The following is a 17,237-nucleotide window of genomic DNA, read 5'->3' on the forward strand; positions in this document are numbered from 1 at the left end:
GGCGATGACATCGCCGCGCAAATCGGCATCAGCGGGCGTGGAAGGTCTTGCCCGACGTCATGCCCTGGGAGGCCGGTGCGCCGACACCGCGTGGGGTCAGCGAAACCCCCATAAAGCGGTTCGGACCATGGCCACCACTGACCTGCTGGATCTCTTGTTCGGTCAAGGGCTGGACTTGTATGTCCCGCGCCTGGCCGGATTGATCCGTGTGCTTGGTTTGTTTCATGCGATTCTCCTGCTGCTTGCTGACGAAGAAAACCGCGTCAGCATCGGCCGAGCAGCAGCGTCCGCACGGCGCCTGCCGCCTCAGGATGCAAACGGAATACGCCGTGTCCGGCGAACGCCGATCTGCTCCGGCCGGACAGTAGCAGCGGGCCGTGGGCGGCGCATCGGTCTTTAGTCGTAGATGGCGGGCGCCGCATCGTCCTGCGCCACGGCCGCCACGGCGGGGCGCGACGCCAGTTCCTCCAGCAGATCCGCCGACGGTACGAAGAACAGCCCGCCCGTCACGGCTCGGCTGTAGTCCAGCAAGCGGTCGTAGTTGCCCGCCGGACGGCCCACGAACATGTTTTCCAGCATCTGCTCGATCGGCGCGGGCGAACGCGCGTAGCCGATGAAATACGTGCCGAATTCGCCCATGCCTGCCCGGCCGAATGGCATGTTGTCACGCAGGATCTTGATTTCTTCGCCGTTTTCTTCCAGCGTGGTCAAGGCGCTGTGGGAAGACGCCGGCTTGATGTCGTCGTCCAGTTCCACGTTGGACAGCTTGTGCCGCCCGATGACGCCTTCCTGGCTTTCCACGGTCAACGCATTCCATGCGGCCATGTCGTGCAGGTACTTCTGCACCAGCACGTAGCTGCCGCCCGCGAACTCGGCGTCTTCATCGCCGATGACGGTGAAATGCACGGCTTCGCGCCCTTCGGGGTTTTCGGTGCCGTCGACAAAACCGATGATGGCGCGGCGATCGAAGTAGCGAAAGCCGTGCACTTCATCCACCACCGTCACCGCGTCGCCCAGGCCGTCCATCAACAAGGTTGCGACTTCAAAGCACAGGTCCATGGCGTCGGCGCGGATATGCAGCAGGATGTCGCCCGGGGTCGACACGGCCACGCGCTCGCCGTCACCGAAGACACGGAACGGGTGCAAGTTGGCCGGGCGTGGCTGCCCGAACAAGGCGTCCCAGGCGTCAGAGCCGAACGCGCACACACAGGACAGGTTTTCCAAGGGCGAGCGCGTGTTGACGGTACGCACACGGGCCGCGACGTCTTCGCACCAGGCCCGCACGGTGGCGGCGGCGGCGGCGCCGGGGTTGATCGTGGCCACGATAAAGATGGCGTGGCGCGTCGTGGGGCTGTGGACGGCTTGGGATTCGGGCGGAAAGTCGGGCATGGGAGGACTCAAGAAGGCGAGGGGAACACCGCCGAAATTGTATCCGGCTGCCCCTACGCCTTCTTGAATGATTGAACGCGCCGTTGAACGATGTATCGCTGCGCGGCCCGCTGTTTTCTTGCCCTTCGGCGCGCGCCCTAGAAGCGGTACATCACCCCCACCGAGCCGAACACGTTGGTCTTGCGTTCGGTCAGCGGGCTGTCGCGCGCGTCGCCCAGCAGCGTGTTGACGCCAATGGTGGACACCGTGCTCCAGCTTGGGTTGATGCGATAAGACCAGGTGGTGTACAGCGCCGCCGACTTGAAGCCGGACGACGGCGAGTACGTCGACAGGCCTTCGCGGCTGCGGGCGGCTTGCGACGAGGTCACGCCGAACCAGGTCTGCATGGCGTCATGGTTGGCCCATTCCGTGCTGACGCCCACCTGCACCGTATGCTGTTCGGTCTTGAGCGCCGCGTAGGACGCGCGCAGTTCCATCGTGCCGCCATAGCCGCTGCGCGCTGCCTGCTTGTAGCCCGCGCCCAGCGAGTAGCGGCCGGGCCGCCATTCCACATAGGCCCCGTAGGCGCCGTGGAACTTGATGTCGTCCAGGCCCTTGGTGCGATCGGCGTCGTCGGCCTTGCGCCCCAGGCTCAAGCCCACGAACACGCCTGCGTCAAGATCAGGCGCCAACGACGTCTTCAAGCCCATGGCGGGCAGGCCCATGCGGGGCGTGATGAAAAAATTGCCGGAATGGTAGTTGATGAGCGGCACGGGCAGCGCGCGATACTCGCTGGACCCTTCATAGACCGGAATGGCTCCGACCCCTAATCCTATGCCGTTCGTGGCCTGCGCCTGCGCGGCGCCGGCGCCGCCAAACACCGCGCCGGCCATCAGGCCTCTTGCTACTATACCCATCCGCATCAGGGCTTCCTTTCGTTCATGACAGTGGCCGTGGGCAAGCGCCCCGGGATTGGCCTGCATTGTCCTGATCAACTTTTAATATTTCTTTAAGACCCCGCCGCGCCGTGCCTGGCGGCGCTCTGGAGTGTGCGTGCGTATCCTGCTTGTCGAAGACGATCCCATGCTGGGCGATGCCTTGCGTGCGGGCCTGGCCGAAGACGGGGCCGACGTGAACTGGGCACGCACCTTGCCCGAGGCGCAACTGGCGTTGGTGGATCACGGCTATCACGCCGTGCTGCTGGACCTGGGCTTGCCCGCCGGCAGCGGGCTGACGCTGTTGAAGACGCTGCGCGGCCGGTTCGACACTACCCCCGTATTGATCATCACCGCGCGCGACCGACTCAGCGAACGCATTCAGGGGCTGGACGCGGGCGCCGACGATTACCTGGTCAAGCCCTTTCAACTGGACGAATTGCTGGCCCGCCTGCGCGCCGTGCTTCGGCGCAGCAGCAACAGCGTGGTGTCGGCGCTGCGTTGCCGCGACGTGGTGCTGGAACCCGCGGGGCGCGTCGTCAAGCGAGGTGGCCAGGAAGTCAGCCTGAGCGCGCATGAATATCACACGCTATTGGCGCTGATGCAGCGCATGGGCCACACCGTCAGCCGCGACCAATTGGAATTGGCGGTCTATGGCAGCAGCGGCACCATCGAAAGCAACACCGTGGCGGTGTACATCCATCAATTGCGGCGCAAGCTGGGCGACGGGCTGATCGAAACGCAGCACGGCCTGGGCTACCGCATGGTGGCGGGCGCGACGCCATGACGACGCTGCGCCGACGGCTTGCCATCACCCTGCTGCTGGCCGTGCTGGCCACGTGGCTGATTGCGGTCTTGCTGGTCTATGTGCAGCAGACGCGCGCCGAAACCGGCATGCTGGACCAAAGCGTGCGCTACGGCGCGCAAAAGGTGCTGCTGTCCTTGCCCACCAGCCTGCTGCAAGCCGAGCCCTTGCACGAAGAAGACCGTTTTGAGTTGCCGGCGTCGTCCCGTTTCGACGGGGAAACCTCGAACTTCCAGGTCTGGTCCTTGGCCGACAAGCGGCTGATCGTGCGCTCGCCGACCGCGCCCGATGCCCCCATGGTGCCAAGCTTTCAAGACAGTTTCCAGGACGTCACGGTGCGCGGCGAATCCTGGCGCGTCTATGCCTTGTCGGATGCAGACGGGCTGGTGCAGGTTCAGTTCGCCAAGTCGATCGATCAAGTGCAGCACGACACCGTGACGCGCATGTGGAACGGGCTGTGGTTCTTCAGCGCGCTTTTCCTCACGCTGACGGGTCTGACGTGGCTGGTGATACGCCGCGCCTTCCGCCCCGTGGACCGTGCGCGAGACGCCATCGTGAACCGCACCGGCATGGACCTGACCCCGGTGCCCACCTCGGGCATGCCGGGCGAACTGCGGCCATTCATCGGCGCCATCAACGGCTTGCTGGAACGCCTGTCGGCATCGTTGGACCGGGAACGGCGCTTTCTGGCCGACGCCGCGCACGAACTGCGCACGCCGCTGGCGGCGCTAAGCGCCTATGCCGACCTGGCCTTGCGCAGCGACAGCGAGCAGGCGCGCGGCCAGGCGGTGGAACAACTGCGCAACGTGGCGTTGCGCACGTCGCGGCTGGCTGAACAGTTGCTGGAACAGGCGCGCATGCAAGCGCAGGGCGAAGGCGAGATCGAGCCCGTGCCGCTGGATCACCTGGTGGAAATGATTGCGCGCGACAGCGAAGTGCTGGCCACCACCAAGCAGCAACGCATCATCCTGGACACCCACGCCACCACTCTGCCCGGCAATGTCGACGCGCTGGGGGTGCTGGTGCGCAACCTGCTGGACAACGCCCTGCGCTACACACCCGAAGGCGGCTGCGTGAAAGTCGGCTGCGGCCCCCTGCCGCAAGGCGGCGCCCACCTGACCGTGGCGGACAACGGACCCGGCATTGCCGTCGCCGAACGCGAGCGCGTGTTCGACCGTTTCTACCGCATGCCCGGCGCCACCGAGCGTGGCAGCGGCATCGGGTTGTCGTTGGTGGCGCAGATTGCGGCGTGCCATGGCGCACGGGTGGAATGGGGCCCGGGACTGGACGGCCGCGGCGTCGGAATCACCATTCATTTCGCCCAGATTCACCCGCCCCTTCGGGTATAGTCTGGAACTCTTTGCCGCCCCCCAGGAAACCCGCGCCACCATGACCAGCGCCCGCGATCTTGTCTATGCGGAACTTCGCCGCCGGCTGATGTCGGGCGTGTTCCTGCCCGGCGAACGGCTGCGCGAAGAACACATCGCGGCCGAGCTTGCCGTCAGCCGCACACCGGTGCGCAGCGCCATCGAACGGCTGGTTGCCGATGGCCTGGTCAAACGCGAAGGCCGGCGCGGCGCCGAGGTGCTGGGCTGGGTGGACCGCGACATCAACGAAGCGTTCGAACTGCGCTTGCTGCTGGAGCCCTACGCCGCGCGCAGCGCCGCCGAACGCGCCACGCCCGAACAGATCGACCAGCTGGAAGAGATCAACCAGCGCATGCTGGACGCAGTGCTGTCTGACGACGCCGACAAGGTGGCGCGCGTGCAGCACTGCAACAACCTTTTCCACCATGCGTTGCTGGACGCGGCGCAGTCCGCGCGCGTGCGCAACATGGTGGAGAACCTGCTGGACATGCCGATCATCATCGGCTCGTTCTACTTCTACACGCAGGACGATATGCTGCGCAGCGTGGAACACCACCGGCAGATCATCGCGGCCTTGCGCGCGCGGGACGCGGCTTGCGCCGAGATTGCCATGCGGTTTCACCTGACGGCCACGCACCTGCTGTTTCGCAGCCAGCGCAAGCCGCCGACGGACGCTTAGTCGTGTCCACGTATTTCTCGTAGTTCACGTCTTCGTCTTCGTCTTCGTCTTCGTCTTCCGCGCATTAAGGCAATTGCTTTGCGCCGACTCCTTTCCTGAAGTCCTCTATGTATTCGCCCCAGATTCTTGTTGCCCTGTTCGTGCTGCTGCTTGCCGTGGCCATTCCGCTTGTGACCATCGTGGTGCAGTTGTTCCGGCTGGCGCAGTGGGCGTCACAAGGCGACCCGACCACGCGCGGCGAGCCTCCGCGCTTCACGGGGCCGGTGCTGGCGCTGTTGTTCAGCGCGCTGGCCGCCAGCGATTTCACGGGGATTGAACCGCTGCGCAGCATTGCCGAACACAATCCAGTGCCGCTGGCCGCGCGCGCCTACTTCACGGTGGCGATGCTGGTGCTGGCGGTGCTGTCGTGGGCCTACGGCGCCACGGTGATGGACCGGCTGCTGCGCCGGTTGGGGCTGAAGCGGGACTGAAGCCCAGGCCTTCACCCGCTTATTGATCAGAGCCCAGCGCTTACGGCTTCCAGCCCTGCGCCTTCATCCGCGCGTCGATCCACGAGGTGTCCAACGTGCCGGCGGCAATCTGCGCCATCATTCGCGCTTCCACTTCCATCTTGGCCGTTGCCGCTGCATAGATCGCGTCCACCTGCTCATACGGCACGCACAGCAGGCCGTCTTCATCGCCCAGGATCAGGTCGCCCGGCGTGATCGTCATGCCGTCCAGCGCAATCACCGTATTGATCTCGCCCGGGCCGTCCTTGTAGGGGCCGCGATGCGTGACGCCCGCCGCGTACACCGGCAACGAACCCCGGCGAATGGCGCCGCAATCGCGGATGGCGCCGTTGATCACAATGCCGGCCAGGCCGCGCGTTTGCGCGTAGGTCGTCATGATTTCACCGATGATGGCGTTGGTGAGGTCACCGCCCGCATCCACCACCACCACGTCGCCCGGCTGGGCCAGTTCCAGCGCCTTGTGCACCAGCAGGTTGTCGCCGGGACGCGTGCGCACCGTCAGCGCGGGGCCCGCCAGCACAGTGCCGTCGTGCATGGGGCGCAGCCGCGCCCCGCCCGCCGTCATGCGCCACATGCAATCGCTGATGTTGGCGACCGGAATGGGGCGGAATTTCTCTACCACTTCGCTGCTGACCGCACGCGCGCGCGGGTGGATGTCAAAGCCGATCATGGGGTGCTCCTGTTGCTGTCGATGTGGGGGGTCATTGCTTCGGAATGCCGGCTTCCTGCACGACCTTGCCGAACACGTCGTGATCGGCGCGATGGCGCTTGGCCAGGTCGGCAGGCGTGCCGGCCATGACGCTGTAGCCGGCGTCCTCCAGCTTCTTCACCAGCTCCGGCTTGGCCTGCGATGCGTTCAGCGCCTTGTTCAGCGTGGCCACCACATCGTCGGGCGTCTTGCCCGGCGCCATCAGCCCCCACCAGATGGTCTGGTTGATGGACTTGAAGCCGCTTTCAGCAAAGGTGGGCACATCGGGCAAGGCGGGCGAACGCGCGTCCGCCACCACGGCCAGCGCGCGCACCTTGCCGCCACGGATCTGCGGCAACAGCGATGCGACGGAACCCGTGTAGAGGTCGATGCGGCCGCTGGCCAGATCGGGAAACGCTTGCGACCAGCCGCGATACGGCACGTGCATCAGTTCCATGCCGGCCGCCTTGCGCCACAGATGGCCGATCAAATCACCGCTGCCGCCGATGCCGGGAATGCCCAGCGACACCTGGCCGGGGCGCGCCTTGGCGGCCTTCACCACGTCATCCAGCGTCTTGTACGGCGAATCGGGCACCACCACGAACACGCTGGGTGACGACGCCACCAGGCCCACCGGCTTGAAGTCCTTGAAGGTGTCGTAGCTGAGCTTGTTGTAGAGCCACGGGTTCAGCACGATGTTGTCCGTCTGCGCCATGACCAGCGTGTGGCCGTCCGGCTTGGCACGCGCGGTGGCGTCCAGCGCCAGGTTGCCACCCGCGCCCGGCTTGTTTTCCACCACGATGTTCCAGCCGGTGTCCTGCGCGATGGCCGTGCCGATCATGCGGGTCAGCGTGTCGGTGCCGCCGCCGGGCGGGAAGGGGGAGATCAGCGTGATCGGGGCGGAGCCCATGTCGGCGGCGCCGGCCGCGGCCGACGAAACGAGCAGCGTGGTGGCCACCAGCAGTTTTTTCAGGGACGTCATTGTCTTCCTCACTATTTTGTATGGATGGTTCGGGCGGCCCTCTTTGGGGCCGGTCCTTGAATCTTGGATCGATCGCGCCGCGTGGGCGGCGCGGGTTAAAAGCGCGGGTCAGAAGCCCGGAACAGCAGCCCCGATCAGGACGTCCGCGCAAGCGGCGTCAGCCAGGCCAGCCGCGCTTCGACGGAATCCGGCACGTTGAACGTGCCGGCCTCGCGCGCCGCTTCGATGCCCTGCGTGGTACGCGCGAAAAGGCGTTCCACGCCGTCCAGCACCAAGGGCTGCAAGCCCGCTTCCACCAACTGTTCACGGGCCTCGCGCACTTCGGCCAGGCGGCGCGGCGCGTGTAGCACGTGCGAACGCACGAAGGAATCCACAAAGGTGGTGAGCGGCGTGCGGTCCATGTCGGACAACACCTCGTACAAGGAAGCCCGCAGGCCCATGCTTTCAGCGGCGACCATGCATTCGACGGCCAGGCTTTCCATGCCCTTGGTCATGATGCTGCGCAACAGCTTCAGGCGAACCGCATCGCCCGCCTGCCCGGCGATGGCCTGGGCCGGCGCGCCGCATCCGGCGGTGAACGCCACGACCGCTTCCGCCCCCGTTCCGGCGCAGAGCAAGGGCGTGCGTGCGCCCAGCAGCGCGATGGCGCCCATGATGGCCACGTCGGTGAAAGGAATACCCGCCGACGCGGCAACGTCGGCCGCCGCGCGCATGTCCGCCGCGCTGGCGGTGGTGAAGTCGGCATAGGCTGCGTCCTGGCGCAGATGCGGCAGAGCCTGCCTGGCGACCTCAAGCGCGGCGTGCCCGAACACGGCCGAGACCACCATGTCCGCCTCTTGCAGCCAGGCGCCCGGTTCCGCGTACAGCGCGCTGCCGAACGACTGCGCGCGCGCCTGCATCTGGGCGTCTTGCCGCAATTCGCAGATGCCCACGATCCGATGTCCGCCCGCCAGCCAGGCCTCGGCATAGCAACTGCCCACTTCCCCACAACCAATCAGCGCAATTTTCATCATCGTAAATACATTAAAAATACATAAAGCGTTATAGCGCAGGAAAAAGGCGGGAATATACCCCGGGCAAACCCTTGGTTTTGCTATACGTAGATACATTAAAAGTACAAAATGGGCGCCAGCACGGGGGTAGGCAATTGCTGGTAGTCTTGCCCCAGCCGCGCGGCTCCCTGCCGTGCCCGCCTTCCCTTATTCAAGCGAGACAATCCCCATGACCCACCCCCTGTACGACGCCTCCGTTCCCGTCATCAAACAGATGCTGTCCGCCCTGTCCGACGTGCTGAAGAAGGCCGAAGCGCACGCCACCGCCAAGAACATCGACGCGGCCGCCTACCTGGGCGCGCGTCTGTACCCGGACATGTTCCCGCTGTCGCGCCAGGTGCAGATCGCCACCGACTTCGCCCGTGGCATCACGTCGCGCCTGACCAGCACCGAAGTGCCGTCCTGGCCCGAGGGCGAGGCCACGTTTGCCGACCTGCAAGCCTTGATCGCCAAGACGCTGGCGCACGTGGGCGCGTTCACGCCGGAACAATTCGCGCAAAGCGCCTCGCTGGAAATCGTGCTGCGTCCGGGCACGCCCAAGGAAAAGAAGCTGTCGGGCAGCGCCTACCTGCTGCACTACGGCCTGCCGCAGTTCTTCTTCCACGTCACCACGTCCTACGCGATCCTGCGCCACAACGGCATCGAAGTCGGCAAGCGCGATTACATGGGTACGTACTAAGTTGGTTTAACCGGTAAGCCCGCCCTCGCCCGTCAGGCGGGGGCCGACATCGTTGACGCTTTCCCTTGGCCTGCACTAAGTTCGCGTGACGCAACGTTGCGTGATGCAGGCAGGCCCCGACAGGAGAGCCCGGATGATGGCGACAACCGTTCTGATAGTGGGTGCAGGCCCCGCCGGCTTGCTCACCGCCGCCGAGCTGCAACGGCGCGGCGTTGACTGCCTGCTGATCGACGCGCACGAGCGCCCGCTGGATTGGGACCGCGCCACCGTGGTCCACCCTCGCTCTATCGAAATCCTGGATGCGCTGGGCCTCGCCGCGCCGCTGCTGGCGGCTGGCGTCAAGCAACGGCGCGCGCGCATCCATGCCGCCGGCCAAGTGCTGGGCGACATCGATCTGGCGCTTTGCGGCAGCCGCTACCCCTTCAATATCGGCATCTCGGAAGAAGTCACCGAGTCCCTCCTGACCGAGCATCTGCAGGCGCTGGGCGGCAGCGTCACGCGCGCCACCACGCTGGTCGGCTTGCAAGAGCGCCCCGACGGCGTGCTGGCCACGCTGGAACACGCCGGCATCCAGTCCGAGGTCGTCGCGCAGTGGGTGGTGGGCTGCGACGGGCATCACAGCACCGTGCGCGGCTTGATGGGCATCGGGCAAGACGGCCACGACATCCATCAGCCCTGGGCCGTGTTTGACGCCGCCATCAGCGGCTGGCCGGATTCGTTCGAGGCCAACTACGCCTATCTGGATCCCACGCCCGTGATACTTACCGCCCTGCCGGGGCGCCGCTGGCGGGTGTATCTGCGGCCCAGCTCGCCACAATCGGACCTGGTGGCCGACGCGCTGGCCACCTTGCAGGGCTACCTGCCCGACGCACGCTTTGAAGACGTAACGCATCCCACACGCTTTGACTGCCACACCAAGGTGGCGCAGCGCTTTCGCCATGGCCGCATCCTGCTGGCGGGCGACGCCGCGCACACGTGCAGCCCCGCGCAGGGCCACGGCATGAACAGCGGCCTGCAAGACGCCTACAACCTGGGCTGGAAGCTGGCGCTGGTCTGCCAGGGACATTGCCCGGACGCCTTGCTCGACAGCTATCACGCCGAACGGCGGCCGGTGGCTGACCACGTCATGGCCTCCGGCGATGCCGCCGAAAGCGCCCAGATGATGTCGGACCCCGCCGCCCGGCAGGAGCGCGACGCCGCCATCCGCGGCGCCTTGGCCGACCCGGCCACGCGCCATCACGAAGCCGTGGCCGAAGCCGAGCTGGACATTGATTACGCCGATTCCCCCATCGTCATGGGCGAGGCCCGGCACGCCGTCTGGCCCGGGCAGCGCCTGCCCGACCATCTATCCATCGAATACGCGACGGGCGGCGCGGGCAAGCTGCATGACTACGCCAAGCGCCTGGGCCACACCGCGCTGCTGATCGGGGGCAGCGCCACCCCGCAGGAAGAACTGGCGCAAACGCGGCGCGACATGGCGCCGCTGTCGGACGGCGCCATCATCGAAATCGTGGTCGCCTTGACGGCCAACGCCGAGGTGTCCGGCGTGGACGCCTACCTGGCGCCTGAAGCCGCCGAGCTGCTGGACGTGAACCGCATGGTGCTGCTGGTGGTGCGCGCGGACGGCCACGTCGGCCTGCGCGCCGACAACGCCCATGCAGAAGCCTTGTCGGCTTACGTGGACAGATTACGCAGCCCGGGTTTTCCCTGATCGAATCGATGTCGATTCTGGTGTCGTCTGTTCGTCGTATCAGTACGACCCACTCACTTCAAAGGCGAACACACCATGACTACCGGCACCGTAACTTTCCACCGCGTTCTGCGCGCCACCCCCGACCGCGTGTACCGCGCCTTCCTTGAGGCCGACGCCGTCGCCAAATGGCTGCCCCCCTACGGCTTTGTCTGCCAGGTCCATCAACTGGACGCCAAGGTGGGCGGCATCTACAAGATGTCATTCCGCAATTTCGGGTCGAACCAGATCCACGCCTTCGGCGGCGAATACCTGGAGCTGGTTCCCTCGGAAAAGCTGCGCTATTCCGACCGCTTCGACGACCCCAACATGCCCGGCGAAATGATCACCACGGTGACCTTGCGCAAGGTCAGCTGCGGCACCGAAATCGCCATCGAGCAAAGCGGCATCCCCGCCGCTATTCCCACCGAAATGTGCTACCTGGGCTGGCAGGAATCGCTGATGCAGTTGGCGACACTGGTGGAACCGGACGTGTCGGAATAAGCCCCAAGACCCCGGAAGGGGAACCGCAACGCGCTATGACCCGCGGCCGCCCTGGAACACCATGGCCGGCCGTACCGCATCGCAGCCCCCTTCCCACTCTTTGCGCATCCGACCCAGGAAGTCGCCGTCGACACGATGTTTTTCGTCGTGCAGCACCTCTTGCATGGCGGTGGCGATTCGGTCGATGACGGCTTCCGGCTGCGCGACGCCGCACACCGTGCGGCCAAACTGCAGCAGCGCCTTACGGGTCGGATATTCCCTTTTCTTGTTCAGCTTCAGCGCCAAGGTGCGATCCGACAGAATGCGCCCGGATTGCGGGTCTTCAAAGTCGTACACGCTGGTGGTCACGACGTCGAACAACGGCGCCAAGGCGGCGGGCGCAGCGCCCGGGTGGCGATACAGCAGGCCGAAATTCTTCAGATGCGCGTCCCCGTTGCGCACCAGGACCGATAGCGTCACGTAGTCGAAAAAGCGGGCAAGGCTTTCGTTGCGGTTCGCGCCGCACAACAAGCCGATCAGTTGCGCAATCGTCTCGTAAGAGCTCAGGTACTTTTCGCGGGCGGTCTTGCGCAACAGCACCGCCATGTCTTCAAACCCCAGTTGCTGGCCGCCATCCAGGTCAAAGCGGCGCATCACAAATAGCGACCCGTCATCCGACAGCCAGAAGTCCGGCACCCGAATGCCCGCTTTTTTCGCGGCGCTCATACACAGGAACTCGTTCTGCGCCAGAAAGGCATAGTCTTCACCGGCGGCTTTCACGATGAGATCAGGCGTGAACGTGGTCGACTTGTCGATGATGGCCTGTCCCGCCACGCCCTCCGCATCCGGCATCAGGACTTTGGGCTGGAAGCCGGAGATTCCGGACGTGAGATAAGCGCTGACCAAATGGTCGAAGAGTTCAACGCTGGCCCCGCTGGCCAATAGCGTCGACAACCCGACCTCGGGGCGCAGCGGCGGCATCTCGCGCCCGGGTTCGCGGTATCGCAATCTGCCGATCTGGTTGCTGCCCGTCAGCGCCAGCAAGCGCATATCGTCCAGCGTGACCGCTTTGCCAAAGCGCTCCCAGAGTTTTTCGTACAGATAGCCCTCGGGGCGGTTCATCGCAAAAATGGGCGGCAATGCGGTGTCGGCGTAGCTTTCGGCGCGATGCGGCATGATCAACGACACCTCGCGGTCCTGCTCGGGGTGGGTGTAGTTGAAGACGAATCTGGATTCTTTTTCCAGCAAGCCCGACTCGCCTTGCGGGGTGCTGATCTCCAAACGCTTGATCTTGTCGGCCTTACTCATCGTCCAGGCGCTCCACGTCGTCGTAGTTGATGCCCGCAGTGTCGATGCGTAGCCCCATGTTCAGGGCAGCAAGCGCTCGCATGATGGCATGCAGGCCGACGTTTTCGCCTTTCTCGATCTGAATGATGAGTTGGCGCGGCACACCCGCGCGCTCGGCTAGCGCAGCCTGGCTGAGCTTGCGCTGCTTGCGTTCCCGCTGAAAATTCGCGCCGAACTGCGCGGGGAAAACGGCGGTGGAAAAGTACGGCATAAACGACATTCCTGGGCCGTAGCGGCCGGATGATGGCTATACCGTACACCTAGTGAGGGTAAAAATGTACGATAAAACAGACTTTTTTATGTTTTTTTAATTAAATGTCTGATATTTCGTACATATTTACCCGTTATGGCGGGCGACTACCCGCCCCTACTTCCGCCGCCCCGCCTCAACCTGGATCTTCAATTCCACTTCCGGCTTGAAGCCCATGTCCAGCCCGAAGTCCAGGCCGAAGTCCTTGCGGTTGAATTCCGTGGACACGTCGGCGCCGCAGACCTCGCGCTTTTCCATGGGATGGTTGATGCACTTGAAGTCGTCGATGTCCAGCTTCACCCGGCGCGTGACGCCGCGCAGCGTCAGGTCACCGGTGGCTTCTTCGGGGCGGTCGCCGTCGAACTTGGTGAAGGTGCCCTTGAACGTGGCGGTGGGGTAGCGGGCGGCGTCGAAGATGTCGGGCGCGACCGCGTGCTTGTTCATTTCATCGTGGCCGAAGTCCACTGAATTGATGTCCACGGTGACTTCCACGGTGCCGGTGCGGGCCTGGCGGTCCAGCACCACCACGCCCTGCGACTTATTGAATTTGCCGCGCCACGTGGACAGGCCGCCGAAGTGATCGGCTTCGAAGCTGGGATAGGTGTGCGAGGGGTCGATGTCGTAGGTGACCGGCGCGGCGGCGGCGGACAGCGACAGGGCCAGCGCGCTTGCGCCCAGCAGGGTCGGGATCAGCTTCATCAAGTCTCCTTGTGGTGAATACACCGGTGAACAAGCCCGTGCGCGGGTGGGGCCTTTGCACGGACTGCGAATCAGACAGACTATTCCGCGTAGCCAGGGTTCCGGCGGTCCAGCCGGCGCAGCAGGCCCGGCCAGGCCAGCGACGCCTTGTAGGCGCGGTCGGCGGGGGATTCGACGGCGGCGCGCGCCAGTACCTCGGGCGGGATGAAGACCAATTCGCCGCCCCCCGCCTGCGCCCGCACTTGCGCCATGCAGGCGGCTTCCAGGCGGTGCATGGCCTGGAAGGCTTCGGCCATGGTCTGGCCCACGGTCAACAGGCCGTGGTTGCGCAGGATCAGGTAGTTGTTGCTGCCCAGGTCGTGCACCAGGCGCGGTTGCTCTTCGGGGTTCAGCGCCAGGCCTTCGTAGTCGTGATAGCTCAGCGAACGCAGCGCAATGAAGGCGAACTGCGACAAGGGCAGCAAGCCCGCCTTCTGCGCGGACACGGCCACGCCGTTGATGGAATGCGTGTGCAGCACGCACATCGCGTCCTTGCGGGCTGCATGGATACAGCTATGGATGGTGAAGCCGGCGGGGTTGATGTCGTATTCCGAATCCATCACCTTGTTGCCGTGCAGGTCGATCTTGACCAGGCTGGACGCGGTGATCTCGTCGAACATCATGCCGTAGGGGTTGATCAAGAAATGCTCGGTGCCGGGCACCTTGGCGGTGATGTGCGTGAAGATCAGGTCGTCCCACCCGAATAGCGCCACCAGCCGGTACAAGGCCGCCAGGTCGGTGCGCACCTGCCATTCCGTTGCGCTGACCTGTTCGCGCACGCTGGCGCCCACGCTGTTGCCTTGCTTGCTTACCGTATCCATCCCGTCTCCTGTTTTCATTGTGAGTCTTCGTGGCGATGGCGCCACGGGTCCGCTGAACACTGTATTAGTTTTGAATCGATTCGGCATCGGGGCCGAGGCATCGTCGTCCGTCTGATGCAAACAATTTTCCTGGCTAGTGCCCACCATCCGCCCTGCCGCCGGGCTTTTCGCTTGCATAATAAAGGCCGCCCCCTCGCCCGGAGACCCGCCATGCCCCAAGGCCCCCACCGCCGCCTGCCGGCATTTTTCCAGTCGCACCTGGAATCGCTGTCTGGCGTAGGCCTGCTGCTGGGCACCCTGTTCTTCGCGGCTTCGCTCACCCCCACGCTGGTTCCCCGCACCCACCTGACTCAGGGCGTGCTGGCGGGCGCCTGCCTTGCGGCGGGTTATGGGCTGGGCGTGTTGTGGCATTGGCTGTGGGCGTATCTGGAACTGCCCGAACCCCGGGGCCGCGCGGCGCGCATCATCAACGCGGCGATCACGGTGGCTTGCCTGGCCGTGCTGGTGCTGTTCCTGTGGCGCGCGGCCCATTGGCAGAACACCATTCGCGCGCTGATGGACATGGAGCCCGTGACCAGCGCGCACCCCTTCAAAGTCAGCGCGATCGCCTTGCTGACCTTTGCCGTGCTGCTGGGGCTGGGCCGGCTATTCAAGCTAGTGACGCGCGCGCTGGCCGCTCAGGTGCGCCGCGTGGTGCCCCGGCGCGTGGCCAACGTGGCGGGCGCGGTCATTGCCATCGTGATCTTCTGGTCGCTGGCCAATAACGTGCTGTTTCGCGCGGCGCTGCACGTGCTGGATGCGTCGTTTCGTGAGTTTGACGCGCTGCTGGAACCCGATCGCCCCCAGCCCACCGCACCGGGCAAGACAGGCGGACCCGAGTCTCTGATCAGTTGGCAGCAACTGGGCCGGGCCGGCCGGGAATTCATCGCCTCGGGCCCCAGCGCTGACGAGATCCGCGCGCAGACCGGGCGTGACGCCCTGGAACCGATTCGCGTCTACGTGGGCCTGCCCGGCGCCGACTCGCCCGCGGCCCGCGCCAAGCTGGCGCTGGCGGAAATGAAACGGGTGGGCGCTTTCGAGCGATCCACGCTGGTGGTGGTGACGCCCACCGGCACGGGTTGGATCGACCCCGCCGCGATGGACTCGCTGGAATACCTGCTGCATGGCGACGTGGCCAGCGTGGCCTTGCAGTATTCCTACCTGTCCAGCCCGCTGTCGCTATTGGCCCAGCCCGAATACGGGTCGGAGGCGGCGCGCGCGCTGTTCGCCGAGGTCTACGGCTACTGGACCACCCTGCCCAAGGCCAGCCGGCCCAAGCTGTACCTGCATGGCTTGAGCCTGGGCGCCATGAATTCCGCGCGCTCGGCCGAGCTTTTCGAGATGATCGGCGACCCCATCCAGGGCGCGCTCTGGAGCGGTCCGCCCTTTGAAAGCCGCGTGTGGCGCCACATTACCGACGCCCGCAACCCCGGGTCGCCCGCCTGGCTGCCGGAATTTCGTGACGGCGCGTTCGTGCGCTTCATGAACCAGCACGGCTCGCCCGTACCGGCCGACACGCCTTGGGGACCGATGCGCATCGTGTTCCTGCAATACGCCAGCGACGCCATCACCTTCTTCGACTTCCGCGACCTGTACCGCCGCCCCGCCTGGATGTACCCGCCCTTCGGCCCCGACGTGTCGCCTGAACTACGCTGGGTGCCGGTGGTGACCATGCTGCAACTGGCGCTGGACATGTCCGTCAGCACCGAGACGCCCATCGGCTTTGGCCACGTCTACGCGCCGCAGCACTATGTGGACGCCTGGCTGGCCGTGACGGGCGCGCCGGACTGGGCCCCGGACGCGCTGGCCAGCCTGAAGCGCCACCTGATTGCGCGCGCCCAAGCCGCCATGGACGACAGCGACGGCGGGCAAGCGGCGTACGAAAATCGCGGGGGATAAGGCAACCCGACATGCCCGACTTGTTGACTTCAATATTCCGCAGCGGCGCCGCGCTGCGCAGCCGCAGCGTCAGCGCGCGTGTGCTGACCGCCACCCTGGATGTGCCTGTTCCACCGCCACGTCTCGTGGCCGATTGGCAGCGCGAGATCACGACCCGCCTGATGCTGGACGCGGGCGATGTCGAGCAGATGCCCCTGGCGCGCACGCAGGCGCGCTGGCCCGAGGCTGCCCGCTGCGTCCAGGCCATGCAGGACTGGACGCGCGCGCTGGGCTGGCAAGACCTGCTGGCGCACAGCGACATGGCCTTGATGGCCTGCCGGGGCGCGCGCTACCACCACGACGGCGGGCAATATGGCGGCGCGGCCTTCTGCAATCTTTTCCTGAGCGAAGACAAGGGGCTGGACGTGCATTTCCCTGGCCCCGGCCATCGCATCCCTCTGGTGCGCGGCACCGCGCTGGTCTTCGACACCTGCCAGCCCCACGCCGTGGTCCCGCGCAATGGCAGCCGCTTTGATGAAGCCGATTTTCCGGCGGACCAGGACTTGTCGCTGTTGTTCCTGAGCTGGGAACTGCCCATCGACACACCCGCCGTGGCGCAAACGCTGGGCATCACCTTCGACATCGCCCCCCAGGCCGCCGCGCGCTGCGATGACGAGCAGGTCTGGGTGAATGGCGCGCGCGCCGAGCTTGATCCGGCATGCGGGCAGTGGCGGGGGTAAGGGTCGTATTCGGTGACGCATGTGCGTGCCGGCAACGTCCCCTGTTTCCATTTCATGGTGATGCCACCGCCGTGGGCTACGTGTCAGCCGCCGCCGCTATACTTTTCCCCACCCGGTGTTTCCGCCCGGCTTTTCAAACCCCAAGTTA

At 65.4% G+C, this 17,237-nt stretch carries 19 protein-coding genes; 9 read left to right on the forward strand and 10 right to left on the reverse strand.

What is annotated here, in order from left to right; all coding sequences use genetic code 11:
• Positions 1-28: 28 nt before the first annotated feature.
• From ACE04A_RS21110 to ACE04A_RS21120, 3 genes are all read right to left on the reverse strand, one after another.
• Positions 29-226 (reverse strand): hypothetical protein, encoded by a 198-nt coding sequence (locus ACE04A_RS21110; RefSeq protein ID WP_448718013.1) that lies wholly within the window; start codon positions 224-226, stop codon positions 29-31.
• Between the two features lie 170 nt (positions 227-396).
• Positions 397-1,389 carry a Dyp-type peroxidase gene (locus tag ACE04A_RS21115; RefSeq protein ID WP_485820483.1) on the reverse strand — a complete coding sequence of 331 codons (993 nt, stop codon included), beginning with the start codon at positions 1,387-1,389 and terminating at the stop codon, positions 397-399.
• 137 nt (positions 1,390-1,526) lie between these two features.
• Positions 1,527-2,291, reverse strand: coding sequence for a MipA/OmpV family protein (locus ACE04A_RS21120; RefSeq protein WP_259249901.1), 765 nt, complete (start codon positions 2,289-2,291; stop codon positions 1,527-1,529).
• 130 nt (positions 2,292-2,421) lie between these two features.
• Between ACE04A_RS21120 and ACE04A_RS21125 the strand changes: the two genes are divergently transcribed.
• The 4 genes from ACE04A_RS21125 to ACE04A_RS21140 all read left to right on the forward strand — a co-directional run bounded on the left by ACE04A_RS21125 (position 2,422) and on the right by ACE04A_RS21140 (position 5,624).
• A complete protein-coding gene (locus ACE04A_RS21125; protein ID WP_259249902.1) occupies positions 2,422-3,090 on the forward strand; it encodes a response regulator transcription factor in 669 nt (222 codons plus the stop codon).
• Positions 3,087-4,457: an ATP-binding protein gene (locus ACE04A_RS21130; protein WP_279996569.1), complete on the forward strand. Its 1,371-nt coding sequence runs from the start codon at positions 3,087-3,089 to the stop codon at positions 4,455-4,457. Before ACE04A_RS21125 ends, ACE04A_RS21130 begins: the two co-directional genes overlap by 4 nt.
• Before the next feature lie 40 nt (positions 4,458-4,497).
• Complete coding sequence (locus ACE04A_RS21135; protein WP_448718011.1) at positions 4,498-5,154, forward strand: GntR family transcriptional regulator; 657 nt, start codon at positions 4,498-4,500, stop codon at positions 5,152-5,154.
• 107 nt (positions 5,155-5,261) lie between these two features.
• Positions 5,262-5,624, forward strand: a complete 363-nt coding sequence (locus ACE04A_RS21140) for a hypothetical protein (RefSeq protein ID WP_448718009.1) — start codon at positions 5,262-5,264, stop codon at positions 5,622-5,624.
• A gap of 40 nt (positions 5,625-5,664) precedes the next feature.
• Here the strand turns inward: ACE04A_RS21140 and ACE04A_RS21145 are convergent, their stop codons facing one another.
• From ACE04A_RS21145 to ACE04A_RS21155, 3 genes are all read right to left on the reverse strand, one after another.
• Positions 5,665-6,333, reverse strand: coding sequence for an RraA family protein (locus tag ACE04A_RS21145; RefSeq protein WP_279996566.1), 669 nt, complete (start codon positions 6,331-6,333; stop codon positions 5,665-5,667).
• Positions 6,334-6,364: 31 nt separating this feature from the next.
• Positions 6,365-7,333 (reverse strand): Bug family tripartite tricarboxylate transporter substrate binding protein, encoded by a 969-nt coding sequence (locus ACE04A_RS21150; protein ID WP_279996565.1) that lies wholly within the window; start codon positions 7,331-7,333, stop codon positions 6,365-6,367.
• 134 nt (positions 7,334-7,467) lie between these two features.
• Complete coding sequence (locus ACE04A_RS21155; protein ID WP_448718007.1) at positions 7,468-8,346, reverse strand: NAD(P)-binding domain-containing protein; 879 nt, start codon at positions 8,344-8,346, stop codon at positions 7,468-7,470.
• 208 nt (positions 8,347-8,554) lie between these two features.
• On the opposite strand from ACE04A_RS21155, the gene ACE04A_RS21160 reads away from it, so the two are divergent.
• The 3 genes from ACE04A_RS21160 to ACE04A_RS21170 all read left to right on the forward strand — a co-directional run bounded on the left by ACE04A_RS21160 (position 8,555) and on the right by ACE04A_RS21170 (position 11,297).
• Positions 8,555-9,064, forward strand: coding sequence for a DUF1993 domain-containing protein (locus tag ACE04A_RS21160; RefSeq protein WP_259249909.1), 510 nt, complete (start codon positions 8,555-8,557; stop codon positions 9,062-9,064).
• Positions 9,065-9,200: 136 nt separating this feature from the next.
• Positions 9,201-10,775: an FAD-dependent monooxygenase gene (locus ACE04A_RS21165; RefSeq protein ID WP_448718006.1), complete on the forward strand. Its 1,575-nt coding sequence runs from the start codon at positions 9,201-9,203 to the stop codon at positions 10,773-10,775.
• A gap of 75 nt (positions 10,776-10,850) precedes the next feature.
• Positions 10,851-11,297 carry an SRPBCC family protein gene (locus tag ACE04A_RS21170; protein ID WP_100854637.1) on the forward strand — a complete coding sequence of 149 codons (447 nt, stop codon included), beginning with the start codon at positions 10,851-10,853 and terminating at the stop codon, positions 11,295-11,297.
• Between the two features lie 33 nt (positions 11,298-11,330).
• Here ACE04A_RS21170 and ACE04A_RS21175 read toward each other — a convergent pair whose 3' ends face one another.
• From ACE04A_RS21175 to ACE04A_RS21190, 4 genes are all read right to left on the reverse strand, one after another.
• Entirely contained in the window at positions 11,331-12,584 is a 1,254-nt protein-coding gene (locus ACE04A_RS21175) for a type II toxin-antitoxin system HipA family toxin (RefSeq protein WP_448718004.1), read from the reverse strand.
• Positions 12,577-12,834, reverse strand: a complete 258-nt coding sequence (relB, locus tag ACE04A_RS21180) for a type II toxin-antitoxin system RelB family anti-toxin (protein ID WP_050445445.1) — start codon at positions 12,832-12,834, stop codon at positions 12,577-12,579. The genes ACE04A_RS21175 and relB overlap by 8 nt, the downstream gene beginning before the upstream one ends.
• 156 nt (positions 12,835-12,990) lie before the next feature.
• Positions 12,991-13,572 carry a YceI family protein gene (locus ACE04A_RS21185; RefSeq protein WP_100854634.1) on the reverse strand — a complete coding sequence of 194 codons (582 nt, stop codon included), beginning with the start codon at positions 13,570-13,572 and terminating at the stop codon, positions 12,991-12,993.
• Between the two features lie 80 nt (positions 13,573-13,652).
• Positions 13,653-14,432: a class II aldolase/adducin family protein gene (locus tag ACE04A_RS21190; protein ID WP_259249917.1), complete on the reverse strand. Its 780-nt coding sequence runs from the start codon at positions 14,430-14,432 to the stop codon at positions 13,653-13,655.
• Between the two features lie 210 nt (positions 14,433-14,642).
• Here ACE04A_RS21190 and ACE04A_RS21195 point away from each other — a divergent pair, with 210 nt between their 5' ends.
• Positions 14,643-16,370 carry an alpha/beta hydrolase gene (locus ACE04A_RS21195; RefSeq protein WP_448718003.1) on the forward strand — a complete coding sequence of 576 codons (1,728 nt, stop codon included), beginning with the start codon at positions 14,643-14,645 and terminating at the stop codon, positions 16,368-16,370.
• Positions 16,371-16,381: 11 nt separating this feature from the next.
• Positions 16,382-17,089: a hypothetical protein gene (locus ACE04A_RS21200; RefSeq protein WP_448718002.1), complete on the forward strand. Its 708-nt coding sequence runs from the start codon at positions 16,382-16,384 to the stop codon at positions 17,087-17,089.
• Positions 17,090-17,237: the final 148 nt, after the last annotated feature.

Source organism: Achromobacter colocynthidis, from assembly GCF_057334535.1.